Source organism: Neorhizobium descurainiae, assembly GCF_051400715.1.
Classification (GTDB): domain Bacteria; phylum Pseudomonadota; class Alphaproteobacteria; order Rhizobiales; family Rhizobiaceae; genus Neorhizobium.
Genome location: NZ_JBLFFK010000011.1, coordinates 129635 through 154569, shown reverse-complemented (window position 1 = coordinate 154569; position 24935 = coordinate 129635). Strand labels below are relative to the sequence as shown.

At 63.7% G+C, this 24935-nt stretch carries 22 protein-coding genes; 17 read left to right on the top strand and 5 right to left on the bottom strand.

Going from position 1 to position 24935, the window contains the following annotated elements; all coding sequences use genetic code 11:
- Window positions 1–32: 32 nt before the first annotated feature.
- The 7 genes from cobA (at window position 33) to ACMGE0_RS19410 (ending at window position 9645) form a co-directional block, all read left to right on the top strand.
- Window positions 33–812 carry a uroporphyrinogen-III C-methyltransferase gene (gene cobA / locus ACMGE0_RS19440; protein ID WP_436817521.1) on the top strand — a complete coding sequence of 260 codons (780 nt, stop codon included), beginning with the start codon at window positions 33–35 and terminating at the stop codon, window positions 810–812.
- Window positions 809–2122 (top strand): cobyrinic acid a,c-diamide synthase CobB, encoded by a 1314-nt coding sequence (locus tag ACMGE0_RS19435; RefSeq protein ID WP_436817520.1) that lies wholly within the window; start codon window positions 809–811, stop codon window positions 2120–2122. Before cobA ends, ACMGE0_RS19435 begins: the two co-directional genes overlap by 4 nt.
- Before the next feature lie 335 nt (window positions 2123–2457).
- Window positions 2458–4047: an ABC transporter substrate-binding protein gene (locus ACMGE0_RS19430; protein ID WP_436817519.1), complete on the top strand. Its 1590-nt coding sequence runs from the start codon at window positions 2458–2460 to the stop codon at window positions 4045–4047.
- A gap of 87 nt (window positions 4048–4134) precedes the next feature.
- The gene (locus tag ACMGE0_RS19425; protein ID WP_436817518.1) at window positions 4135–5142 is read left to right on the top strand and encodes an ABC transporter permease; all 1008 of its coding nucleotides are present in this window, start codon (window positions 4135–4137) and stop codon (window positions 5140–5142) included.
- Entirely contained in the window at window positions 5139–5981 is an 843-nt protein-coding gene (locus tag ACMGE0_RS19420; protein ID WP_436817517.1) for an ABC transporter permease, read from the top strand. The genes ACMGE0_RS19425 and ACMGE0_RS19420 overlap by 4 nt, the downstream gene beginning before the upstream one ends.
- Entirely contained in the window at window positions 5974–7617 is a 1644-nt protein-coding gene (locus tag ACMGE0_RS19415) for an ABC transporter ATP-binding protein (RefSeq protein WP_436817516.1), read from the top strand. Before ACMGE0_RS19420 ends, ACMGE0_RS19415 begins: the two co-directional genes overlap by 8 nt.
- Window positions 7618–7644: 27 nt before the next feature.
- Entirely contained in the window at window positions 7645–9645 is a 2001-nt protein-coding gene (locus ACMGE0_RS19410) for a CocE/NonD family hydrolase (protein WP_436817515.1), read from the top strand.
- Here the strand turns inward: ACMGE0_RS19410 and ACMGE0_RS19405 are convergent.
- Window positions 9623–10555 (bottom strand): alpha/beta hydrolase, encoded by a 933-nt coding sequence (locus ACMGE0_RS19405; RefSeq protein ID WP_436817514.1) that lies wholly within the window; start codon window positions 10553–10555, stop codon window positions 9623–9625. The two genes, ACMGE0_RS19410 and ACMGE0_RS19405, sit on opposite strands and share 23 nt — an antisense overlap.
- A gap of 163 nt (window positions 10556–10718) precedes the next feature.
- On the opposite strand from ACMGE0_RS19405, the gene kynU reads away from it, so the two are divergent.
- The 6 genes from kynU to ACMGE0_RS19375 all read left to right on the top strand — a co-directional run bounded on the left by kynU (window position 10719) and on the right by ACMGE0_RS19375 (window position 17471).
- A complete protein-coding gene (kynU, locus tag ACMGE0_RS19400) occupies window positions 10719–11912 on the top strand; it encodes a kynureninase (protein ID WP_436817513.1) in 1194 nt (397 codons plus the stop codon).
- 4 nt (window positions 11913–11916) lie between these two features.
- Window positions 11917–12432 (top strand): MarR family winged helix-turn-helix transcriptional regulator, encoded by a 516-nt coding sequence (locus tag ACMGE0_RS19395; RefSeq protein ID WP_436817512.1) that lies wholly within the window; start codon window positions 11917–11919, stop codon window positions 12430–12432.
- 146 nt (window positions 12433–12578) lie between these two features.
- The gene (locus ACMGE0_RS19390) at window positions 12579–13727 is read left to right on the top strand and encodes an ABC transporter substrate-binding protein (RefSeq protein ID WP_436817511.1); all 1149 of its coding nucleotides are present in this window, start codon (window positions 12579–12581) and stop codon (window positions 13725–13727) included.
- A gap of 226 nt (window positions 13728–13953) precedes the next feature.
- Complete coding sequence (locus ACMGE0_RS19385; RefSeq protein WP_436817510.1) at window positions 13954–14988, top strand: branched-chain amino acid ABC transporter permease; 1035 nt, start codon at window positions 13954–13956, stop codon at window positions 14986–14988.
- A 3-nt stretch (window positions 14989–14991) separates the two neighbouring features.
- A complete protein-coding gene (locus ACMGE0_RS19380) occupies window positions 14992–16761 on the top strand; it encodes a branched-chain amino acid ABC transporter ATP-binding protein/permease (protein WP_436817509.1) in 1770 nt (589 codons plus the stop codon).
- A complete protein-coding gene (locus tag ACMGE0_RS19375) occupies window positions 16758–17471 on the top strand; it encodes an ABC transporter ATP-binding protein (protein WP_436817508.1) in 714 nt (237 codons plus the stop codon). Before ACMGE0_RS19380 ends, ACMGE0_RS19375 begins: the two co-directional genes overlap by 4 nt.
- A 9-nt stretch (window positions 17472–17480) precedes the next feature.
- Here ACMGE0_RS19375 and ACMGE0_RS19370 read toward each other — a convergent pair whose 3' ends face one another.
- From ACMGE0_RS19370 to ACMGE0_RS19360, 3 genes are all read right to left on the bottom strand, one after another.
- Window positions 17481–19040, bottom strand: a complete 1560-nt coding sequence (locus ACMGE0_RS19370) for a sulfatase-like hydrolase/transferase (protein ID WP_436817507.1) — start codon at window positions 19038–19040, stop codon at window positions 17481–17483.
- Between the two features lie 92 nt (window positions 19041–19132).
- Window positions 19133–19879 carry an FkbM family methyltransferase gene (locus ACMGE0_RS19365; protein WP_436817506.1) on the bottom strand — a complete coding sequence of 249 codons (747 nt, stop codon included), beginning with the start codon at window positions 19877–19879 and terminating at the stop codon, window positions 19133–19135.
- The gene (locus tag ACMGE0_RS19360; protein WP_436817505.1) at window positions 19869–20699 is read right to left on the bottom strand and encodes a CDP-alcohol phosphatidyltransferase family protein; all 831 of its coding nucleotides are present in this window, start codon (window positions 20697–20699) and stop codon (window positions 19869–19871) included. The genes ACMGE0_RS19365 and ACMGE0_RS19360 overlap by 11 nt, the downstream gene beginning before the upstream one ends.
- 177 nt (window positions 20700–20876) lie before the next feature.
- On the opposite strand from ACMGE0_RS19360, the gene ACMGE0_RS19355 reads away from it, so the two are divergent.
- The 4 genes from ACMGE0_RS19355 to ACMGE0_RS19340 are packed head-to-tail and all read left to right on the top strand — an operon-like array spanning window position 20877 to window position 24110.
- On the top strand, window positions 20877–21878 hold the full coding sequence (locus tag ACMGE0_RS19355) for a zinc-dependent alcohol dehydrogenase (protein ID WP_436817504.1): 1002 nt from the start codon (window positions 20877–20879) through the stop codon (window positions 21876–21878).
- An 11-nt stretch (window positions 21879–21889) separates the two neighbouring features.
- A complete protein-coding gene (locus ACMGE0_RS19350; protein ID WP_436817503.1) occupies window positions 21890–22288 on the top strand; it encodes a 6-pyruvoyl trahydropterin synthase family protein in 399 nt (132 codons plus the stop codon).
- Complete coding sequence (locus ACMGE0_RS19345) at window positions 22285–23328, top strand: glycosyltransferase family 4 protein (protein WP_436817502.1); 1044 nt, start codon at window positions 22285–22287, stop codon at window positions 23326–23328. Before ACMGE0_RS19350 ends, ACMGE0_RS19345 begins: the two co-directional genes overlap by 4 nt.
- Window positions 23325–24110, top strand: a complete 786-nt coding sequence (locus ACMGE0_RS19340; protein WP_436817501.1) for a class I SAM-dependent methyltransferase — start codon at window positions 23325–23327, stop codon at window positions 24108–24110. Before ACMGE0_RS19345 ends, ACMGE0_RS19340 begins: the two co-directional genes overlap by 4 nt.
- On the opposite strand, the gene ACMGE0_RS19335 is transcribed toward ACMGE0_RS19340, so the two are convergent.
- Entirely contained in the window at window positions 24069–24896 is an 828-nt protein-coding gene (locus tag ACMGE0_RS19335; protein WP_436817500.1) for a RibD family protein, read from the bottom strand. The two genes, ACMGE0_RS19340 and ACMGE0_RS19335, sit on opposite strands and share 42 nt — an antisense overlap.
- Window positions 24897–24935 lie beyond the last annotated feature (39 nt).

Below are 24935 nucleotides of genomic sequence, written 5' to 3'. Positions count from 1 at the left end.
GATGGCACGCGTCATCGGCCAAAGGTCCGCATATGAATGAAAGCATTGAAAAGATCGTCGAGGCGCCCGTCTTCGGACCCGGCCATGTCTGGCTCGCCGGCGCAGGTCCCGGGCATCCGCGTTACCTGACGCTGGAAGTGGCCGATGCGATCGGCAAGGCCGACGTGATCGTGCATGACGCTCTGGTCTCCGATGCCGTGCTCTCTCTCGCCGGAAAGGGCGAGCTGTTCTTCGTCGGAAAACGCGGCGGCAGGCCGTCCGTTGCGCAGGAGGAGATCATCGGCCTGCTGATCGATCTCGCCCGCCAGGGCAGGCGCGTCCTGCGGCTGAAGGGCGGTGACCCCTTCGTTTTTGGACGCGGCGGCGAGGAGGCCGAAGCCCTCGCCAGGGAAAGCATCCCTTTCCGTATCCTGCCGGGCATGACCTCCGCACTGGCGGCGCTCGCCGCGGCCAACATCCCGGCGACGATGCGCGGGCTTAGCCGTGCGATCACGCTGGCGACCGGCCATGCCGCCGGCAGCCCGGACGATCTCGATTGGAAGGCATTGGCAAAAACCGGCGAACCGATCGTCGTCTATATGGGCCTGAAGACCATCGGCGCGATCGCCCGGCTGCTGATAGAGGGCGGGTTGCCGCCGGAAACGCCGGTCGCCGTGCTGATGGCTGCCACCACGCCGGACGAACGCACGCTCACCGCGACGCTCGCGACCGTCGCAACCGAGGTCGAGCGCCAGAATTTTGCCGCGCCCGCGCTGATCGTTATCGGCAGGATCGTCTCGATGCAGGCGATACTTTCGGGTCAAAACCGATGACCGCACGCGCCCTCATCATCGGCGCGCCACGCTCCGGTTCCGGCAAGACCAGCGTCACGATCGGCCTGCTGCGGGCCTTCGCCAGGCGCGGCGTGAAGGTGCGCGGCATCAAGACCGGCCCGGACTATATCGACCCCGGCTTCCACGAGGCAGCGACGCGTCTGCCAGGACTCAATCTCGACAGCTGGGCCATGGCGCCGGATCTCTTGCGGCATCTGGCGCGGCAACAGGCCGACGATACCGAGCTCATCCTGATCGAAAGCGCCATGGGCCTGTTCGACGGGATTCCGGGAGAAAAGAACCGTTCCGGCGCAGCTTCCGATCTCGCACGCCTCTTCGGCCTGCCGGTTCTGCTGGTGCTGGACGTCTCCGGCCAGTCGCAGACGGCGGCGGCGATCGCCTACGGCTTTGCTCATTACGATCCACAGGTGAAGATCGCCGCCTGCATCCTGAACCGCGCAGGCAGCGAACGGCACAAAAAACTCAGCGGCGACGCGATCGAGGCGATCGGCCTGCCGGTCATCGGCGCGATCCTGCGCGACCCGACGCTGATCCTGCCGGAACGGCATCTCGGCCTCGTGCAGGCGAGCGAACATCCGGAAATGGATACGCATATCGAGCGGCTGGCGGATGCCATGGAAGCGTCGCTCGATCTCGATGCAATCTACGCCGCCGCCAAACCTTTCGATATCCCGCCCGGTTCATTGGAGAAAAACCTGCCGCCGCCGGGACAGCGGATCGCGCTGGCCGAGGACGCCGCCTTCACTTTTCTCTACCCGCATCTTAGGCGCGGCTGGCGGGAAGCCGGCGCGGAGATCATTCCTTTCTCTCCGCTGGCCGATGACGCGCCGTCCGCCGATTGCGATATCTGCTGGCTGCCGGGCGGCTATCCCGAACTGCATGCCGGAAAGCTGGCGGCGGCAGAAAACTTCAAGAGAGGCCTGAAGCGCTTCGCCGATACCAGGCCGGTTCACGGCGAATGCGGCGGCTATATGGTTCTCGGCGAAACTCTGGAGGATGCCGACGGCGTCACCCATGTCATGACCGGGCTGCTCTCCCATCGCACCAGCTTCGCGAAACGCAAGATGAATCTCGGCTATCGCCAGGCCGAGCTTGTGGCCGATAGCCCCCTCGGCCGGAAAGGCACGGTCATCCGGGGTCATGAATTCCATTATGCCAGCGTGATCTCGGCCGGGACCGATGCGCCGTTCGCAGCCATTGCGGATGGCGCCGACCGGCCGATCGGCCAGACCGGCGGCCGGCGCGGATCGGTCAGCGGCGCCTTTTTCCACGCGATCGCCCGCGCATAAGCAGGCGAAAGTCACCTTCGGTTGCAGCCGTTTTCCGCCGGGACGGGAACCGTCGCATCGGCATCACTTTATGTCGCTTAGAATGCAGCGCATGCTTGGGATACACACCTTAATCCCTTGGAAGGCTTTGCCCGAGGGCAAGAAGCGAAATCCGGTGCGACCTTGACGGCCGAACAGCCGCAGGAATCGCGCTCTCTGAAAGGATGGAAAGACCGGCAGCAACCGGAGCATTTCCCAGACATCGATGACAGGCGGATTCGATCAAGCGGAAGAGGAAACCGCCGGACGCGCCTGAATATGCAATTTCAACGCTCAACGATAAAAGGAACAGGGGAATGAACGACTTTACAAAATATCTCGCCGGCCGTGTGACCGCAGGGGGCATGAGCCGCCGCGAATTCATGGGCCGCGCCATGGCCGCAGGCCTGACGCTGACGGCCGCAAGCCAGCTCTTCGCCGAAAGCGCCGAGGCGCAGCAGCCAAAGAAGGGCGGTCATTTGAAGCTCGGCCTCGAGGGCGCCGCCGCCACCGACTCCAGGGACCCCGCCAAGGCGCTCTCGCAGTTCATGTTCGTCGTTGGCCGCTGCTGGGGCGACATGATCGTGGAATCCGAACCGCTGACCGGCAAGCCCGTGCCGGCGCTCGCCGAAAGCTGGGAACCGTCCCCCGACGCCGTCACCTGGACCTTCAAGATCCGTTCCGGCGTGAAATTCCACAACGGCAAGACGCTGACCGTCGACGACATCGTTGCCACACTCAAACGCCATACGGACGAGAAGTCGGAATCCGGCGCGCTCGGCGTCATGAAGTCGATCAAGGACATCAAGGCCGACGGCGGCAATCTCGTCCTGACATTGACCGAAGGCAATGCCGACCTGCCGCTCCTGCTCACCGACTATCACCTCGTGGTCCAGCCAAACGGCGGCGTTGACGATCCGAACGCGATGATCGGCACCGGGCCTTACAAGGTGGCGAGTTTCGAACCCGGCGTGCGCGCCACGTTCGAGAAGAACGCGGACGACTGGCGTTCTGATCGTGGTTTCGTGGATTCCGTCGAGCTCATCGCCATGAATGACGCCACGGCCCGTATTGCCGCGCTCTCCTCCGGCCAGGTGCATTACATCAACCGCGTCGATCCGAAGACTGTGGCGCTCCTGAAACGTGCACCAACCGTCGAAATCCTGTCGACCTCAGGCCGCGGCCACTACGTCTTCATCATGCATTGCAATACCGCACCGTTCGACAACAACGACCTGCGCCTTGCGCTGAAATACGCCATGGACCGCGAGAACATGGTTAAGACCATTCTCGGCGGCTACGGCAAGGTGGGCAACGATTTTCCGGTCAACAGCACCTACGCCCTCTTCCCGGAAGGGATCGAGCAGCGCGCCTACGATCCGGACAAGGCCTCCTTCCATTACAAGAAGTCCGGCCACAGCGGATCGGTCCTGCTGCGCACGTCGGAAGTCGCCTTCCCGGGCGCGGTCGATGCCGCCGTGCTCTACCAGCAGAGCGCCAAGAAGGCCGGCATCAATGTCGAGGTGAAGCGCGAGCCGGGCGACGGCTACTGGACCAACGTCTGGAACGTTCAGCCCTTCTCGACCTCCTATTGGGGCGGCCGTCCGACCCAGGACCAGATGTATTCCACCGCCTATCTTTCCACTGCCGACTGGAACGACACCCGCTTCCAGCGGCCGGACTTCGACAAGCTGCTTCTGGAGGCGCGCTCCGAACTGGACGAGGCCAAGCGCAGGGACATGTATCGCACCATGGCGCTGATGGTGCGCGACGAAGGCGGCCTCATCCTGCCGATGTTCAACGACTTCGTGAATGCCGCCAGCAAGAAGGTGAAGGGCTACGTCCACGATATCGGCAACGACATGTCGAACGGCTATGTCGCGACCCGCGTCTGGCTCGACGCCTGATTTCTGAAACCGTGGGTTCGCCGCATGACCGAGGGATCGCAGATCCGCCTGCGATCCTCCTTCCGTTTCAGAACGAGGGCCTTGCCGATGTCCAATTCCACCGGAACAGAGAGCCTGCCCGGGCAGCGTTTCAGGGAGCGGTTTCCGCTTCTTGCGCTGGTTATCGAGCGGATGCTCCTGTCGATCCTGCTGCTGTTCGCCGTCTCGGTGCTGATCTTCGGCGGCGTCGAGGCGCTGCCGGGCGATTTCGCCACGACCTATCTCGGCCAGTCGGCCACGCCCCAGGCGGTCGCCAACATCCGCGCCGAACTCGGCCTCGACCGGCCGCTCGTTACCCGTTACTTCGAATGGCTGGGCGGTGCCGTGCAGGGTGATTTCGGCACGTCCTGGGCAAGCAGGAACTCCGTTTCCGAACAGGTGGCCAACAGGCTCGGCAATTCGCTCTTCCTCGCGGGTTTCGCGGCGGTGATCGCCGTGCCGCTCGCCGTCGGTCTCGGCATGCTGTCCGTACATTTCCGCAACCGCCTGCCGGACAAGATCATCAATGTCATTTCGCTCGCGGCGATCTCGCTGCCGGAATTCTTCATCGGCTATCTGCTGATCCTCTATTTTGCGGTGAATTTCGGCGTCGCGACTTTCCCGGCCACCGTCTTCGACGGCATGGGTTTGCTCGAGCGGATCAAGGCGATCGCGCTTCCCACCGCAACGCTGGTGCTCGTGGTTCTTGCCCACATGATGCGCATGACGCGTGCGGCGATCCTTTCCGTCATGTCGTCGGCCTATATGGAAACGGCCGAACTCAAGGGGCTTTCCGCCTGGCGGGCGATCGTCAAGCACGCCGCGCCCAATGCGCTCGCGCCGATCATCAATGTCGTGGCCCTCAACCTCGCCTACCTCGTTGTCGGGGTCGTGGTGGTGGAAGTGGTCTTCGTCTATCCCGGCATGGGCCAGTACATGGTCGATGCGGTGACGGTGCGTGACATGCCCGTAGTGCAGGCCTGCGGACTGATCTTCGCGGCCGTCTACATCTTCCTCAACATGCTGGCGGATATCCTCGCGATCGTCGCCAACCCGCGCCTGAGGCATCCGCGATGAGGCTGAGAGACATTTCCATCACCGCCTGGCCCATAACCGCATGGATCGGCATGATCGGCATCGCACTGGCCCTGATCTGTGCCGTCTTTGCGCCGCTGATCGCCCCCTATGGCGAGACCGAAGTGGTCGGCGGCGTCTGGCAGGAAGCGGATGCGCAATTCTTCTTCGGGCTCGACAATCTCGGCCGCGACATCCTTTCGCGGCTGATCTACGGCGCCCGCACCACGCTCTCCGTGGCGCTCGCGGCCACCGTCATCTCGTTTTCGCTCGGCATCCTGCTGAGCTTCATCGCTGCCGTTTCGGGTGGCGTCATCGATACCGTCTTTTCCCGCTTCAACGACCTGATGATGTCGATCCCGACGCTGATCTTCGCGCTGGTCGTGCTGGCCGTCCTGCCGCAGCACTTGGTCGTATTGATCCTCGTCATGGCGATCTTGGATTCGACCCGCGTCTACCGTCTTGGCCGAGCCGTGGCCCTGGACGTCGCGGTGATGGAATTCGTCGAGGCCGCAAGGCTGCGCGGCGAAGGCACCACCTGGATCATCTTCCGCGAGATCCTTCCGAACACGCTTTCGCCGCTGCTTGCGGAATTCGGCCTTCGCTTCGCCTTCTCGATCCTCTTCCTCTCCACCCTCTCCTTCCTCGGCCTCGGCATCCAGCCGCCGACGGCCGACTGGGGCGGCATGGTGAAGGAGAATAAGGACGGCATCATATTCGGCATCTCGGCAGCGCTGGTGCCCGGCTCCGCGATCGCGGCGCTCGCCGTCTGCGTCAACCTCGTCGTCGATTGGCTGCTCAAGCGAACCTCCAGCCTGAAGGGAGGGCGCGGCGATGCCTGAGACTTCGTCAAACCTTTTGGCCGTCCGCAATCTGAAGATCGAGGCGACCAGCTATCCGCCCGGCGAACCGCCAAAGCGCATCACCATCGTCGACGGCGTGTCCTTCGATCTTGAGAAGGGCAGGGTGCTCGGGCTCATCGGCGAATCGGGTGCCGGCAAATCGACGATCGGCCTCTCCGCACTCGCCTACGGTCGCGGTGGCGCCGAGATCACCGGCGGCGAGGTCTTCCTCAACGGGACGAATATCCTGGCGCTCGACAAGGCCGGCATCCGCAAGGTGCGCGGCGCCCGCGTCTGCTACGTCGCCCAATCGGCCGCAGCCGCCTTCAATCCCGCCCACCGCCTCGGCGATCAGGTGATCGAGGCTTCCGTCAAGCACGGGCTGATGACGAAGGACGAAGCGAGAAAACGCGCCCTTTACCTCTTCCGCGTGCTCGGCCTGCCGAACCCGGAAAGCTTCGGCGACCGCTTTCCGCATCAGGTTTCCGGCGGCCAGCTCCAGCGCGCCATGACCGCCATGGCGCTGTGTCCCAATCCGGAACTGATCGTTTTCGACGAGCCGACCACGGCGCTCGACGTGACCACCCAGATCGACGTGCTGGCGGCGATCAAGCATGCGATCGAGGAAACCAATACCGCCGCGCTCTACATCACCCACGACCTCGCCGTCGTCGCGCAGATTTCCGACGACATCATGGTTCTGCGCCACGGCAGGACGGTGGAATACGGCTCCGTGAAACAGATCATCGAGGCTCCGACGCAGGATTATACCCGCGCCCTGGTCAACGTCCGCCAGACGGCGCGGCAGGAGGCGGCCGACCAGTCGAAGCCGCTGTTGAAGGTCGACAACGTCAGCGCCCAATATTCCAACGGCTTCAAGGTACTCCACGGCGTCTCGCTGCATCTCTGCAAGGGCCAGACGCTGGCGATCGTCGGAGAATCCGGCTCGGGCAAATCGACGCTCGCGCGCGTCGTCACCGGCCTCCTGCCGCCGAGCGAAGGGCGAATCATTTTCGACGGCAAACCGCTGACGCCGGCGCTCAAGAACCGTCCCCGCGACGACCTACGCCGCATCCAGCTCATCTACCAGATGGCCGATACCGCCATGAACCCGCGCCAGACGGTGCGCGACATCATCGGCCGGCCGCTCACCTTCTACGACGGCCTTCGGGGCGCGGCGAAGACGGCGCGGGTCAAGGAACTGCTGGACCAGATCGAGATGGGCAACGGCTTCATCGACCGCTACCCGGCCGAGCTTTCCGGCGGCCAGAAGCAGCGCGTCGCGATCGCCCGCGCTCTGGCTGCGAGGCCGGAGCTCATCCTTTGCGACGAACCGACTTCGGCGCTCGATCCCTTGGTGGCGGAAGGCATCCTGAAACTTCTGATGAAACTGCAGGAGGAGCAGCAGCTTTCCTATGTCTTCATCACCCATGACATCGCGATCGTCCGCGCGATCGCCGATTCCGTCGCCGTCATGCATCGCGGCCGGCTGGTGCGCTTCGGTCCGAAATCGCAAGCGCTTTCGCCGCCCTTTGACGACTATACCGACCTCCTGCTGAAATCGGTACCCGAGATGGAGATCGGCTGGCTGGAGAAGGTGCTGAACACGCGGCGCATGGAAAGCGCCGGAAACTGACCGTGAACATTGAAAGTGCATGTGGCAATGGCTGAACGCTCCTTCACCGTCATCGAAAACCAATGGATCGCGCTGAAGGGCGGAACGCGGCTTTCCGCCCGGATCTGGATGCCGGACGGTGCCGGGGCCGATCCGGTGCCGGCCGTCTTCGAATTCCTGCCCTACCGCAAGCGGGACGGAACGAGCGCCCGGGATGAATCGACCTATCCCGTCTTCGCGGCGGCGGGCATTGCCGGCGTGCGCGTCGATATCCGCGGCTCCGGCGAGTCCGACGGCGTGATCGACGGCGAATATACCGAGCTGGAGCTGGCGAACGCTTGCGAGCTGATCGCCTGGATCGCCGAACAGCCCTGGTCGAACGGCAATGTCGGTATGATGGGCATTTCCTGGGGCGGCTTCAACAGCCTGCAGGTCGCAGCGCTGCGACCGCCGGCGTTGAAGGCGGTGATTTCCATCGCTTCCACGACCGATCGCTACAACGACGACATCCATTACAAGAACGGCTGCCATCTCTCGGCCCAGCTCTCCTGGGCGGCGACTATGCTCGCCTACCAGTCGCGACCGCCGGATCCGGAACTGGCCGGCGACCGTTGGCGCGACATGTGGATGGAGCGGCTGGAAAACGAGCCTTTCTTCATGGAGGACTGGCTGTCGCATCAGCGTCGCGATGCTTTCTGGAAGCATGGCTCGATCTGCGAAGATTATTCGGCCATCCAAATCCCGACGCTGGTGATCGCCGGTTGGGCCGACGGTTACCGCAACACGCCGCTGCTTGCGGTCGAGGGCCTTGGCGAAAAGTCCAAGGCGCTGATCGGCCCCTGGGTGCATAAGTATCCGCATTTCGCCTGGCCGAAGCCGCGTGCTGATTTCCACGGCGAAGCGATCGCGTTCTGGAACCGCTGGCTGCGCGGCGAGAAGAACGGCATCGACGACCTGCCGCAGGTGCGCGCCTATATTCTCGACGGGCCGAAGCCGGCACCGCGCCGCGACCACGATCCCGGCTTCTGGATCGCCAAGCGGGCATGGTCCGAACCGGACGCGCAATGCTTCTATGTGGAGCAGTTCGGAACGCTCGTCGAAGGCCTCCCGATCCCGCATGCTCCGGCTCACGAGGCCTGTCTCAAATCACCGCTCGACATCGGCACCGCGTCCGGCGAATGGTTCACGCTGAAACCGGACGCAGAAATGGCCGGCGACCAGCGGGGCGACGACGCGGGATCCCTGACCTTCGAAACCCCGCCGCTTGCCGAAGCTCGGACCTATCTCGGGCGGCCGGTTTTGACGCTTACGCTCCGCTCGGATGCCGACCTCGCCAATCTCTGCGCCCGCATCGTCGACGTCCATCCCGATGGGACGGCGACACGGGTTTCTTTCGGCGTCGTCAACCTTGCCCATCGCAACGGCAATGCCGAACCTGAGCCGCTGAAGCCGGATGAGCCCGTAACGGTCCGGCTCGAGCTCGATGCCTGCGGTTACCGTTTCGGTGAGGGTCACCGCATCCGGCTGTCGCTCTCCACTGCCTATTGGCCGACCGTATTGCCGCCGCCAGACGATCCGGGTTTGACGATCGACATAGCCTCCTTGGGCTTGGCGATGCCGAAGCTCGGCGCGCATGAGGTGTTCGAGATGAGGGAGCCGGACAATCCCGATCCGCTGCCGGAATATATCGAGCACGCTCCGGCCGAAACGAAACGCAGCGTCACCCGCGATCTTTCCGCCAACCGCACGGATTATCGTATCCACGAGGATACAGGGCTTCACGAACACCCCGGCACGGGACTTGCGACCCGTCAGATACGCGAAGAGCTCTGGTCGATCGAGCCGGATGATCCCCTATCCATGACCGGCACCTCCACATGGACGTGCGATATGCAGCGGCCCGACTGGTCCGTCAGGACGGTTTCGACGTCGCGCATCGCCTGCACGGCGAAGGACTGGCTGATCAGTGCTTCGGTCATCGCTTATGAGGGTGAAAAGCAGGTATTCCGGAAGACCTTCGAGAAGGTCATCCCGCGCGACCTGATGTAGCAAACCGCCGGATCGCCTCGCAAAGCGCCTGAAAGCCTTCGCGGGCGCCTTGGCTCATGTGCCGGGCGCGTAGCCAGGCATGCACCATCTGCGGCTCCTCACGGAAAATCACTTCTACATCTGCCCGGCGAAGCCTCTCGGCATACATCCGTCCGTCGTCTCTGAGCGGATCGAAATGCGCAACGGTGATATAGGCCGGCGGCAGGCCGGAGAGCTCGGCCGAAAGCAGCGGATGCGCCACGGGCTCGTCCGCCGGCGCCTTCAAGATCGCGCGGTAGTAGGCGACATCTGCTGTCGTCAGGCCCGGCGCCTCGGCCATTTCCTCGTAGGAGCCCGATACCAGATCGCCGCCGAGCGCCGGATAGATCAGCACCTGTCCGGCAATGCCGGTCAGCCCCTCGTCACGGGCGCGAAGAACAAGCCCGGCCGCCAGATTGCCGCCGGCACTGTCGCCGATCACCACGACTTTCCTGCCCTGCCCGAGAAGCTGCTTCAGCACCGCAAAACAATCGTCCGTCTGGGCCGGCCACACATGCTCCGGTGCGAGACGATAATCCACCGAGACAAGCTCCGCCCCGGCAAAATCGGCGATCTCGGCGCAGATGGCATGATGGCTCTGCAGAGAACCGACCACGAACCCGCCGCCATGCAGATAAAGCAGCACCGTTGCCGTGCGGAAATTCCCCGGCCTATAGCGGCGGATCGGCACGAACAGCATCCCGTCCTCGAACGTGAGGCCTTCCGGCAAAGCGCGGTCGAAGCGGGCGCAGAGCGCGTCATACCAGGCGCGTTGCTGCCCGATCGGCGCATTTACCGCATCCGGCGGATAGAAGCCGTCACAGATTTTCAGGAATTCCAGAATTCCCGTCTCTTCGGGAAACGGTCCTGTCTTGGAAGAGGAAGGATCCACCGTCGTGAGCCTCGATCGGACATCGGTAAAGGCAGGTTACGGCGGCAAACGATGGCCCACAAGGCCGGAATGCACCGGGAGGCGATTGCGATTTCATCTTGCATGACCCGCATGAGCTTCTAGTCTGCGTTGCTTCAATGTCGTTGGTTCGGAAAGGTGGCTCGTGACGGATTTCGAAAAGACCCGCTCGCTCTTCTATCTGCCGGAGGGCGTGATCTATCTCGACGGCAATTCGCTGGGGCCGCTGCCGCTTGCCGCAAGGGACCGCGTCGCGAAGCTGATGACCGAGGAATGGGGCGAGCTGCTCATCAAGGGCTGGAACAAGGCCGGCTGGATGACGATGCCGCGCCGGATCGGCGACCGGGTGGGCAGGTTGATCGGCGCGGAGCCGGGCACCGTGGTCATGGGCGACACGCTCTCGGTCAAGGTCTATCAGGCGCTTGCCTCGGCGCTGGAACTCGTGCCGGAACGCAAGGTCGTCCTTTCCGACAGCGGCAACTTTCCCTCCGATCTCTATATGGCAGAGGGCCTGATCGGCTCGCTCGCCAAGGGTCACGAGCTGAAGATCGTAGAGCCGGGAGAGGTCGAGGCGGCGATCGACGAGACCGTCGCCGTGCTGATGCTGACGGAAGTGGACTACCGCACCGGCCGTCTGCACGACATGAAGACGCTGACGAAGAAAGCCCATTCCGCCGGCGCCGGCGCCATCTGGGACCTCGCCCACACCGCCGGCGCCCTGCCGGTCGATCTTGCAGGGGCGGAGGCGGATTTTGCCGTCGGCTGCACCTACAAGTATTTGAACGGCGGACCCGGCGCCCCAGCCTTCGTCTATGTCGCGCCGCGTCATGCGGAAAAGGTGCGGCCGGCGCTTTCCGGCTGGCTGGGGCATGAGTCACCTTTCGCCTTCGAGCTCGGCTATCGACCCGGCAGCGGCATCGACCGCATGCGCGTCGGCACGCCGCCGATCCTCGGGCTTGCGGCGCTCGATGCGGCACTCGATGCCTGGGAAGGCGTCGACATGCGGGATGTGCGCCGGCAGTCGATCAGGCTATGCGACCTTTTCGTCGCCGAGGTCGAGAACCGCTGCCCGTCGCTCAAGCTCGGCTCGCCGCGTGATGGGGAAAAGCGCGGCAGCCAGATCTCCTTCCTGCACGAGGAAGGCTACGCGATCATGCAGGCTTTGATCGCCCGCGGCGTGATCGGCGATTTCCGCGCCCCCAATGCCATACGCTTCGGCTTCACGCCGCTTTATATCGGCGAGCACGACGTCATCAAGGCCGTCGATATCCTTGAAGACATCATGACGAACCGGCTCTGGGACACCGCGGAATACAAGCAGCGGGCGCTGGTGACCTGAGCCGATGACGGATGAACAGCCTTCGTCGCCCAGGAAGCTCTCCAAGGTCGTGCCTTACAGGCTCGCCCGCAGCAATGCGGAAATGGTCAAACTGATCAGCCTTCTTTGCGAGATCAACGGGTTCAAGCTGAACATCTGGCGGGTGATGTCGGCGGTCGGCAGCTACCAGCCTATTTCGCCGATGGAAATCGGCCGGCACACGACCATCGACAAGGCCATGGTGTCGCGCGCGATCCGCGAGCTCGTCGATCGCGGTCTGGCGGATCGCCGTTCGGACGAGCGCGATGCGCGATGGGCGCAGGTCGAGCTGACGCCGGAAGGCACGGCCATCTACGATAAGATGGTGGCTGAGATCGATGCCCTCGAAAAGCATCTGTTTGGCGACCTTCCTGCCGGCAAAGTCGAAGAATTCATGGACATGCTGGGGTTCGTGGAACGGCGTGTCCGCCGAACGCGCGAAAGGGTCGAGCTGAACAGGAAAACAGATCTCGCGCGGCTGCTTGGGGAGGAAGAACCCTGACAGTTGCCGTTGCCGAAATCTGAGGCGGAGCGCCTTGGCGCATTCCGATTTGCGATGGGCCAAGATTGTTTACAAAGAAACAATCTCCATGTAAACAAACAGGCGGGCGGGAGGAGATCGCCCCGCTGTTGATCTGGGAGGATCCTATGAAGAACCGGTTCTTTGCTGGGATAGCGGCGGTTGCCGTCCTGTCCCTTCCGTTTGTTGCTGTCCCTGCGCTCGCCGACGTGACCATCGGCGTCACCGTATCCTCGACCGGCCCGGGCGCCGCACTCGGCATTCCGCTCAAGAATTCCGTCGAACTCTGGCCGGCCGAAGTCGGCGGAGAGAAACTCAAGGTCATCGTCCTCGATGACGCTGGCGACCCGTCCGTCGCCACCACCAACGCCCGCCGCTTCGTCAACGACGACAAGGTCGACGTGATCGTCGGTTCGGCGCTCACCCCCGCGTCGATCGCTGTTGCCGGTGTCGCGGGCGAAACCAGCACGCCGCATCTTGCCGCCTCGCCGGTTCCGCCGAACATTTCCAAGGGCAAGTGGACTTTCATCCTGCCGCAGGACGCCGGCCTCATCGCCAAGAATCTCTTCGCCAGGATGAAGGCCGACGGCGTCAAGACGGTCGGGTACATCGGCTTCTCGGATTCCTATGGCGACCTCTGGGTGAACCAGTTCAAGGCGATGGGCGAGCAATACGGCCTGAAGGTCGTGGCCGAGGAACGGTATGCCCGCCCCGACACCTCCGTTTCCGGGCAGGTGCTGAAGCTCGTGGCCGCACGTCCGGATGCCGTCTTCATCGGTGCCTCCGGCACCGGCGCGGCTCTGCCGCAGATCGGGCTCCGGGAACGCGGCTTCGCCGGCAAGATCTATCAGACCCATGGCGCCGTGACCTTCGACTTCCTGCGCATCGCCGGCAAGGCGGCCGATAACACGATTTTCGCCTCCGGCCCGGTCATGGTGCCGGAAGCCCAGCCGGACAGCTCCGAAACCAAGCAGGAAGGCCTCGCCTATGTGACGGCCTATGAGAAGAAGTTCGGCGCCGGCACGCGCACGCAGTTCGGCGCCCATATCCACGACGCCATGGCGATCCTCAAGAAGGCGATCCCGACGGCGCTCAAGGTCGCAAAGCCGGGAACGCCGGAATTCCGCGCGGCCTTGCGCGATGCGATCGAGACGGACGGCCCGTTTCCGGCGAGCCAAGGGGTCTTCGAGTACAAGGCCGACGACCATCTGGGCCTCGACGATCGAGCCGTTGTTCTGCTGACGGCCAAGGACGGCAAGTTCGAGCTCGTCAAGTAAGGCAGCAATTTAGCGAGGCCCGGCGTCCGCGCCGGGTCTTCTTAAAGGGGCCGTCAGACATTCCGTCGTCATGCTCGGGCCTGTCCCGAGCATCTGCCCGCTTCGGACGTGGATAGATCCTCGGTAAGGCCGGAGGATGACGCGGATACGAGGCCAAGCCTATCGACAAACCATGACCCGGCGGGCGTGACGGGCATTTCATATTTCGCGATCGGAGGAAATTCATTTGGACGCGATGATTGCGACCTTCCTGATCCAGGATGGGGTCACCAGCGGTGCGATCTACGCGCTTCTCGGCCTGGCGCTGGTTCTCGTCTTCTCGGTCACGCGGGTGATCTTCATTCCCCAGGGCGAGTTCGTCGCCTATGGGGCGCTGACGCTCGCGCTGCTCGACAACGGGCGTATTCCTCCAACCATCTCGCTGCTCGTGTGCTTCGGCGCGGTCGCCTTCCTGCTCGATCTCTGGGAGATGCGCCGGGCGGCGGATGCGCGCACCTTCCTGCGCAGCCTGGGGCTCAATCTCCTGCTGCCCGGCATCATCTACGGGATCGTGACAGCGCTCGCCCCGCTCAGCCTGCCCTCCTTCGCCAAGGCATTGCTGACCATCCTGGTCATCGCGCCAATGGGACTTTACGTCTACCGCATCGCCTATCGACCGCTTGCCGATGCTTCGGTGCTCGTGCTGCTGATCTGCTCGGTCGGCGTGCACCTCGCCATGATGGGGCTTGGTCTCATCTTTTTCGGCGCCGAGGGCCTGCGTGCCCAGCCGCTCGCCGATGCGAACTATACGCTTGGATCGCTGATGGTGCCCGCACAGAGCCTCTGGATCTACGGTTCCACGATCGCGATCATCATCGCCCTCTACGTCTTCTTCGAGCGGACGCTGCTTGGAAAGGCTCTGCGTGCGACCGCCGTCAACCGTCTCGGCGCACGGCTGGTCGGGGTGCGGACGCAATTGACCGGCGTCACCGCCTTCATGCTGGCCGCGACGATCGGCGCAGTCTCCGGCGTGCTGATCGGCTCGATCACCACGATCTATTACGACACGGGTTTCCTGATCGGCCTGAAAGGCTTCGTGGCGGCCATCATCGGCGGGCTCGCGAGCTTCCCCATCACCGCCGCTGCCGCAATCGGCGTCGGCCTGATCGAGTCCTTCTCCTCCTTCTTCGCCAGCTCCTACAAGGAAGTCATCGTCTTCGGGCTGATCATTCCCGTGCTGATCTGGTTGTCCCTTAGCCACACGTTCCACGAGGAGGAGTGAACGATGACCTTCCAGCGCATGCTCCCCGGCCTCGTCTGCATCCTGCTGCTCGCCGCGATCCCGATCCTGCCTGTCCCGCCCTTCTGGATCACGCTGCTTAACAATATCGGCCTCGCCTCGCTGGTGACGATCGGCCTCGTGCTGCTCACCGGCGTCGGCGGTCTGACCTCCTTCGGCCAGGCGGCTTTCTGCGGCTTCGGTGCTTATACGACAGCCGTGCTGAGCACCCATTACGGCGTCTCGCCCTGGCTGACCCTGCCGCTGTCGCTCATCGTCGGCGCGGTGATAGCCCTGCCGCTCGGCCTCATTACCGTGCGCCTTTCCGGCCATTTCCTGCCGCTCGGCACGATCGCCTGGGGCCTGGCGCTCTATTATCTCTTCGGCAAGATCGATCTGCTCGGTCGCTATGACGGCATTTCCGGAATTCCGCCGATCGAATTCGCCGGCTATCGTTTCCTGAGCGACGGCTCGATCTACTATCTCATCTGGTTTTTCGTCATCGCGGTGGCGATCGGTGCCCGTAACCTGCTCGATTCCCGCGCCGGCCGCGGCATAAGGGCCCTGCGGGGCGGCGGCCAGGCGGCGGAAGCCTTCGGCGTCAACATCGTCCGCGCCAAGCTTACCGTCTTCGTCTTCGCCGGCGTCGTGGCCGCGCTCTCCGGCTGGCTCTATGCCCATATGCAGCGCTCGGTAAACCCGACGCCCTTCGGCCTTTCCATGGGTATCGAATATCTGCTGATGGCGGTGGTCGGCGGCTCCGGCCATGTCTGGGGGGCGATCTTCGGCGCCAGCATCGTGCTGATCCTGAAGGACGCCCTGCAGCGCTTCCTGCCGGGGATCATTGGCACGACCGCCAATTTCGAGATGATCGTCTTCGGCATCCTGCTCGTCCTCATCCTGCAGCTCGCGCGGGAAGGTCTCTGGCCTTTCGTGCTGCGGCTCCTGCCGAAGCGGCCGCCGCGGCCGGTGCCGGCTTCCGAACGCAAGCTCGCCAAGCGCGCGCTCGCGCCGGCAGGCTCGCCGCTCATCAAGGTCGAAAAAGTGCGCAAGACCTTCGGCGGGCTGGTGGCGGTCAACGATGTGAGCTTCGAAGTGACGGCAGGCCAGATCGTCGGGCTGATCGGCCCGAACGGCGCGGGAAAAAGCACGACCTTCAATCTCATCACCGGCATAGCATCGCTCACCACCGGCTCGGTCTTCTACGAAGGCCAGCCGCTCACCGGCGACAGTCCGCGCCAGATCGCCAGACATGGCATCGCCCGCACCTTCCAGCACGCGAAAATCCTTCCCGACATGTCGGTGCTGGAAAACGTCGCGCTCGGCGCGCATCTGCGGGGCTCGGCCGGCGTCTTCCGCAGTTTCCTGCGGCTCGAACGGGAAGAGGAGGCAACGCTGCTCACTGAAGCCGCATACCAGCTCGAACGCGTCGGCCTTGGCCAGTATCGCGACCGCCCGGCAGGCGATCTGGCGCTCGGCCAGATCCGCATCCTGGAAATTGCCCGCGCGCTTGCTGCCGATCCGGCGGTTCTGCTTCTGGATGAGCCGGCGGCGGGGCTGCGCCACGGAGAGAAGCAGGAGCTTGCGAACCTCCTCAGGAAACTCCGCGAGGAGGGTGTCAGCGTGCTGCTCGTAGAGCACGACATGGGATTTGTGATGGGGCTGGTCGATCATTTGGTCGTGCTCGATTTCGGCACGTTGATCGCCGAAGGCAGGCCGGCGGAGGTGCGCAGGCATCCGGCCGTCGTTACCGCCTATCTCGGAGGTGCGGCGTGACCCGGAACTTGCTCGAACTCTCAGATATCCACGCCTCCTACGGCCGCGCCGAAGTGCTGCACGGCATTTCGCTTTCCATGAAACCCGGCAGCATCGTCACCGTGATCGGAGCCAACGGCGCCGGCAAGACGACGTTGCTCAATGCCGTCATGGGAATCATGCCCGCAAGAGGCACGATCCTTTACGACGGAGCCCCGGTGCCGCAATCGGTCGAGGGCCGGGTGGCGGCCGGCCTCTGCCTCGTTCCGGAAAAGCGCGAACTTTTCGCCAGCATGTCCGTCGAGGACAATATCGAGCTCGGCGGCTTCCTGCGCAGCGCTTCCGAGAGGGCCGAGACGCGGGAGGAGCTTTACGCGCGTTTTCCGCGGCTTGCCGAACGGCGCAAGCAGCTTGCCGGTACGCTCTCCGGCGGCGAACGGCAGATGCTGGCGCTCGCCCGCGCGCTGATGAGCCGGCCGCGCCTGCTGCTGCTCGACGAGCCGAGCCTGGGGCTAGCGCCGAAGATCGTTACCGACATTCTCGATATCGTCTCGGAACTTCGCAAGACCGGCGTCTCGATTCTGCTTGTCGAGCAGAATGCCCGCGCCGCACTCGAAATCGCCGACGAGGGATATCTCATCGAACTCGGCGAAGTGCGCCGCTCCGGTCCCGCTGCGGAACTTGCCGCCGACCCGGCCTTGATGGAGAGCTATCTCGGCACGCACTCGTGAGGGGCATGGTCAATTGAAGCTCTCGATGAATTTCCGGCGGAACTCGTCCATCCGATAAACCGGCGTATCCCGTGTCGGTATCATGCCCTCATGCCAGTTCCAGCCGTCGAGCTGTCGCAACAGTTCCGGATTGCTTGTGACGATATGCATAGGCACGTCGCGCGATGCGCCGTTCCCGGTGATGATGGATACCGGCTGATGATCGCCGAGCAGGATGAACAGCGTGTTTCGGCCGTAGCGTGCCATGTAGGAGCCCAGGGTTTCGAGCGTGTAGTCAATAGACGCGATATATTGCGCGCGGACACGGTCGGGATCGGCCCAGACGACGGAAGGCGGATCGCCGCTTTCCGCCTGGGCATCGAACACCGCCCCGTCGCCGACCTTCTCCCAACCGATCAGCGTCGGGATCGGCGTCCAGGGCGCGTGGCTGGAGATCAGCGCTATTTCCGCCATGACCGGCTTGCGGTCGGGCTTGTCTCGTCCCTGACGCTCCAGCCTTTCGAAGGCGGAAAGCGTATATTGATCCGGCATGGTGACCCAGTTGAACGGTTTGCCCTTGTAGCCGAGGCCTCTGGCGGCGTGCACGCTGTCGTAGGCGAAATAGCCGGCCTCCGGCCAATCGAGCGTGATCGCCGGCATGATGGCCGTCGTCCGCCATCCCGAAGCCCGGAAAAGGCTGTTGAGGCTCGGGCGCTCGCTGGTGATCATCCGGTCGTAGCGAGCCTGACTGTCCACCCAAAGACCGGAAAGCAGCGTGCCATGCGCAAGCCAGCTCATGCCGCCGACAGTCGATGAGGTGAGCCAGCCGCTGCGCGCCCGAAGCCCTGCTGCCTGCAGCTCCCGTTCCATGGAAGACAGCCGATCGTGGATGCGCGCGGAATAACGGGGATCCTCGACGGCGCTGCGGCCATAGGATTCGATGAAGATCAGCACGACATCCATACCGGCAAGCGCCGAAAAATGCAGCCCGGCAGGCACCGGATCCTGTTTCAGCTCCTCCTCGAAACGCTCCAGGTCGGCAACGGACTCCCTCACCATGGCGACGCGATTGATGAAGTAAGGCCCGGCAGATGCCTCCACGCCCAAATTGCGGCGCTCATGGTCCTGCGTGATGAACATGGCCAGGCCGACAAGAAGGATGATGCCGCTGACGAGCGCGGACTTCCGGCGGCTTTCAGCCGTCAAATGCCGGAAGCCGCCAAGGGACCAGTAAAACACCGCGGCTATCAGAAGCCAGCCGAGCAGGCCGGCGCAGACGATACCGACGGCTTCCTTCACGCCGACGGCACCGCTCAGCAGATTCCATCCGTCGGTCAGGATCTTGAGGTCGAGATAGGGATTGAATGGTCTCTGGAACGCTATGCCTGTGCCGATATCCGCAAGCTTCAGGAGCAGCATCGTAGCCAGAAGCAGCGTGATGACGACACGGAGAAAGGTGAAAGCGCCTCTGGCGAGCGCCGATGCAAGCAGAGTGATCCCTGCGATCTCCAGCGGAAACCGCCACTCGGAAAAATCGGAAAGCGCAGCAGGATTGGAAGGCAGAACCAGGACCACCAGGATAATCGCCACCGAGATAATGATCCGCAGCGGGGAAAACCGGCTCGGGGCCGGGTCAGGCCCAACCTTCGCCCTCGCCCCGCCAGGGTTTCGCCGACGAACCATCACGCATCGAGCCGGGCATAGATATCGCCGGACGATCCACGACCGGCCATTCCGGCAAGCTCAACCAGTATGGCATCGGCGGACATCCAGTCGCGATGGACGAAACGATGCCGCTCGCCTTCGACGCGGTTGAACCGATAAGGGCCGAGCCTCTTGAGATGGCCGATCGCTTCAACAGCGATTTCCATCACTGCCGAGATATACTCGAAAGCGACGAGAGGGATGGGATGGTGCAGGCCGGCGAGGATATCCGCTTCCGCCCCTTCCACGTCGATCTTGCAGAAGGCCGGCAGTCCATAATCATCGATCAGCGCATCGAGCGTCGTCATTTCCACGCGCTCGACCCGGTCCCAGGCGACATTCCTGAACCCTGGAGTGCTTCCAACCTTCGAAATCCAGGAGGACGAAATGCTCGTAACCGTCGGGTGGCGGCTGGAAATGTGGAGGTCGATGCTGCCCTTCTCCTTGCCGGCCGCCTTGCGCAGCAGGGTGAGGTCCTCGCCGGCAAAGGAACTTGCGATGAAATCGGCAAACAGCGGCTGCGGCTCCAGGGCAATGACCCTGGCTCCGAGCGACAGAAGCGTGCGGCTGCGGCTGCCGGCATGTGCGCCGATGTCGAAGACGAGATCGCCGGGTTTGATGAAGCCGGCGTAAAACCGCCTGAGCGAGGAGCGCCGCCAGGGCTGGCCGTAATAGATCAGCAGCGATCGGGTAAGCCCCAGCGAGGCGAGGAAGTCATGCCGCATGACTGCGGCCTCGACTTGCCTGCGTGAGAAAGATCACGTCCACGGCGAAGGAATAGGCGAGCGATACGAGCGCCCCCACCGCAAGCGCAGTCGAAACCGGCGGCATGACGACCGGAAACAGCATCAGACAGAGCGCCACGCCCTGGATGACGCAGATCGCCTTGCGGCGCATGGAAGGCGGCAGCTCGCGCTGAAGCGACGGAACAATGAATTGCAGCGCCACATAGGCATAGCGCATCAGGCCGATCAGCAGCACCCAGACCCCGGCTTTGGCGAGCAGGAAGGCCGCAAGCGACAGGAAAAGGATCAGCAGGGCGTCCACTTCCATGTCGAAGCGGGCGCCGAAGCGCGAGACGGTCCCGGTTCGCCGGGCAAGATAGCCGTCGATGCCGTCCAGAGCGAGCGCGACGGCGACGACGAAGCCGATGAGCCATAGGGGATCCGTATCGGAGGCCGTCCCGAACTGGTCGGAGGCCAGCACCAGCCCGCCCAGTACAGCGGTGACCGCGGCCCGTACCGTCGTGATGCTGTTCGCAGCGCCGAAACGGCCGTGTCCATGCGCATGCAGATTGCCGAGAGCGAGTGATGAAATCGCAGCATAGATGATGAAGGCCGTGCCGGCTGCGGCCGTATCCATGCCCAGGCGATCACCGAAGGAATGGATCGCAACGAGGAGAACCGCGGCGACCGCCACGGTTGTTGTGCAGGCATTGAGGGAGAGAGAGCGATAAGCCTCGCGGGCCGCCATCTCGTCCGGATAGCCGGCATTCATCCATTTGGCCGTCGGAACCGCCTCCCCGGCGTCATGTGAAGCATTCATGACATTCTCCTCGCAGAACAATACATGGAGGAGACGGTGCCAAACCGCCATGTCCCGCTGGAGAACAGGCCCCGTCAAATAAACGTGATACCGACATAGTCTTCTCGTAGAAACGCTCCCTTGCCGTCATCGTCGAGGCCCCTAGGTGAGAATTGTTTGGCTTGAAAGGGCTGATTTGTGACAAGGCGTGAGACAGCTCCGCGACCGGCGCCGGAGACGGACGGACGGGCCCTTTGGTTCGAAGAGGCAGGCCGCTGCACCCTTCGTCGCGAGCCGCTGCCGCCGGGATGCGACGGCGAGGTTCTGGTTCGCACGCTGTTCAGCGGCATCAGCCGCGGCACCGAATCTCTCGTTTTCGGGGGGCGGGTGCCGGAAAGCGAATACGAGCGCATGCGCGCGCCGCACCAGGGCGGAGAGTTTCCGTTTCCCGTAAAATACGGCTATGCCGCCGTCGGCATGGTCGAAGAAGGGCCGCAACACCTTGCAGGCGGTGTCGTCTTCTGTCTGTACCCCCATCAGGACCGCTTTCGCGTGCCGGCTTGCGCGGTACATCCGTTACCCGATGCACTTCCGCCGCACCGCGCGGTTCTGGCCGCCAACATGGAGACCGCGCTCAACATCGCCTGGGACGCCGATATCCAGCCGGGCGACCGCGTGGCGGTCTTCGGCGCCGGCGTGGTCGGGCTCCTCGTCGCCTATCTCGCCGCGCGCGTCATCGGCACGGAGGTCGTCATTTCCGATATTGAGCCGGAGCGCGCCGGGACCGCGCAGGCTCTCGGCCTTCGCTTCGCTTCCCCGGACGCTATACCCGATGAATGCGACGTGCTGATCAACGCCTCCGCCTCTTCCGAAGCGCTCGCCACCGCGCTCGATCGTGCCGGCTTCGAGGCGCGCGTCGTCGAGGCGAGCTGGTACGGCGAAAGGTTTGCGGAAATCCCGCTTGGCGGCGCCTTCCACGCCAAGCGCCTCTCGATCGTCAGTTCGCAGGTCGCCGCGCTGCCACAGGCGCGGCGTGCCCGCTGGGATACGCGCCGCCGCATGGCAAAGGCGCTCGAGCTTCTTGCCGAGGACCGGCTCGACCACCTGATTTCGGGCGAGACCCCGTTCGAAACCGTAGCCGCCGACTATGCCGATATTATCGGCTCCGGCGCCACGCTCTGTCATCGCATCCGCTATTGAGGAATCTTTGCATGTTCGCCGTCGAAGTCCGCGATCACATCATGATCGCGCATAGTCTCCCCCGCCCCGTTTTCGGCCCCGCTCAGGGCCTGCATGGGGCGACCTTCGTGGTCGATGCGGCCTTCTTCACCACGGATCTCGACGACAACGGCCTGGCAGTCGATATCGGGCTCGCCACGGAGATACTCAAGGAAGTGCTGGCGCCGTTGAATTACCAGAACCTCGATACGCTGGATATTTTCGCCGGCAGGGTGACGACGACGGAATTCCTTGCCAAGCATATCTTCGACCGGCTCGCCGAGGCAATCGGCAACGGCAGGCTGGGCGAAGGCGGCAAGCGCATCCGCAAGCTCCGCGTCATGCTGCACGAATCCCACGCCGCGCGCGGCTGGTACGAGGCCGAGCTATGAGCCGCGATCTCGTTTTCGCCTATCCGGGCGACATCGAAACCCGAACCGGCGGCTATGGTTACGACCGGCGCGTCATCGCGATACTCGGCGACCTCGGCTGGGCTGTCGAGACGATTTCGCTCGGCGAAGGTTTTCCGAATCCAAGCGCCGCGCAACTCGAAGCCGCGGAGCGCAGGCTTTCGGAGTTGAACGACGGCGCCCTCGTGCTGGTGGATGGCCTTGCCTTCGGCGTCCTAGACGAATGGGCAAGCCGCAAGGCCGGGCGCCTGAAGATCGTGGCACTGGTACACCACCCGCTGGCTCTGGAAACCGGGATTGACGAAGACCGGAAAAGGGCGCTTTTCGCGAGTGAAAAGGCCGCACTGGCGCAAACACGCGGCGTCATCGTCACCTCGCAGACGACGGCGGCCGAGCTTGCCGCCCATTACGCCGTGCCGGAGGAAAGGATCGCGGTTGCCATTCCGGGCATGGACCCGGCGCCGCTGGCGGCCGGCGGCAACGATCCGCCGCTCATACTCAGCGTCGGCACCCTCACCCGCCGCAAGGGTCACGACGTGCTGATCGCGGCGCTCGCAAGGCTGCGCGATCTTTCCTGGATCTGTCGCATCGTCGGCAGCAAGACCCTCGACCCCGATGTCGCCTCGGAACTCGAACGGCAGATCGCACGATCCGGGCTCGGCGACCGCATCGAACTCGCCGGCCAGATCGACGACACGCGTGCGGAATATGCCAGGGCCGACATTTTTGCGCTCGCCAGCCGCTACGAGGGCTACGGCATGGTATTCGCCGAGGCGCTTGCTCAGGGCCTGCCGATCGTCGGCTGCGCGACCGGCGCCGTCCCGGATGTCGTGCCGGAAAATGCCGGCTTCCTCGTTCCTCCGGATGATCCCGAAGCGTTTGCCGCCGCTCTGCGCCGGCTGCTGGAGGAGCCCGAAACCCGCATCGCCAGCGCGGATGCCGCGGCGATCGCAGGCTCGAAATTGCCAACGTGGCGGAATACGGCGGTGATCATCTCCGATTTTCTCGAGGCGATATCATGAGCGGTTTCGATAGGAACTGGCTGGCCTTACGGGAGCCGGTGGATGCCCGATCGCGCGACAGGGCTTTGTTGGAGGGCGCAGTCGAAGCCATCGAAAATGCCGCAAAGGGGACCGTCCTCGACATCGGTTGCGGCACCGGCTCGACCTTCCGCATGCTCGCGCCGGAAGTCGGAAAGGATGTCCGCTGGCGGCTCTTCGACCGCGACCCGCATCTGCTCGACGAAGCGGGACGGCGCCATGGCAATGTACTGGAACTCCTTCAGGGCGATCTGAACGATATCGAAGCCCTGCCCTTGGCCGATGTGGGCCTCGTGACGGCTTCGGCGCTTTTCGATCTCTGTTCGGAGGAATTCGTCCATCGTTTCGTCCATCGCATTGCCGAGGCCGGCATCGGCCTTTACGCGGCGCTGAACTATGACGGAGAGATGCGCTGGTCCAAGCCTCACCCGCTCGACGAGGTGATCGCCGCGATCTTCAATGCGCATCAGTTGAGCGACAAGGGTTTCGGCGTGGCGCTTGGCCCCTCGGCGTGGGAATTTCTGGCGGACCGGCTCAGGAAGAACGGCTATACGGTGCGGACCGCCGGAAGCCCCTGGATCATGACGGCCGCCGAAGCGGACCTGCAGCGGCTCTTTCTCGCCGGCGTCATGCGGGCGGTTTTCGAATACGGGGAACTCGACGAAGAAGAGATCGGAGATTGGGCCGATTTCCGGCACCGGATGGTCGATCGGGAAGACAGCCTATGCCATGTCGGCCATCAGGATGTCCTGGCGCTCCAGTGAGGCGACCTTCCGTTGCGCTTCCGCACGCAGATTGCAGTCGAAGACGACGTCCGTGCCCAGATTGTAAACCTGAACCTCGGGCCTGCGGGCTTCGGAGAGCCGGTCGATCGGCGAAAGCCGGATTCCGGCCGGGCCGGAACCGATGATGATCGGCGCGACCGAGACATGCAGCCGGTCGATCAGGTCCGCGTCGACGAAGCGGGAGATCGTGTTCGCTCCGCCCTCCACAAGAACGGTGGTCAGGCCACGTTCGGCGAGAGCATCAAGGATATCGCGCGGGGCCAGTCCGCCATCCGTCCGGCGCGGCAGCCGCACGATTTCGTGCCTGCCGCTGCGGGACGGCACGTCGTCCGCCTGCAGGAGCAGCACGGGCATGCCTCCGTCGTGCAGCATCTTCGCCCGTTCCGGCATGCGGCCGTTGCAGTCCACCACGACACGGACCGGGCTTTGGCCGCTGACGGCGCGCACGGAAAGGCTCGGATCGTCGGCAACGACAGTGCCGACGCCGACGATCACCGCATCCACCAGGGCGCGGCATCGGTGCAGATGGACGATGCCGTCGCAACCGGATACGTCCTGAGCGTCGCCGCTGGGCGTCGCCACACGGCCATCCAGTGATTGACCGACCTGCGCCAGGACGAAAGGGGCGCTGCGCGATGCAACCGGTTTATAAAGCGACAGGCAGGAGGCGTCCGTCTCGGCAGACAGCGCGACCGGACGAACCGTACCTTCGCGAAGCGAAAGCAGATGCTCCCACAGATCCTCGGTCATATTGACTGATTGCATCTCCCGCCTCGTCTTCCGGCCGATTGATGAGAATGCCGG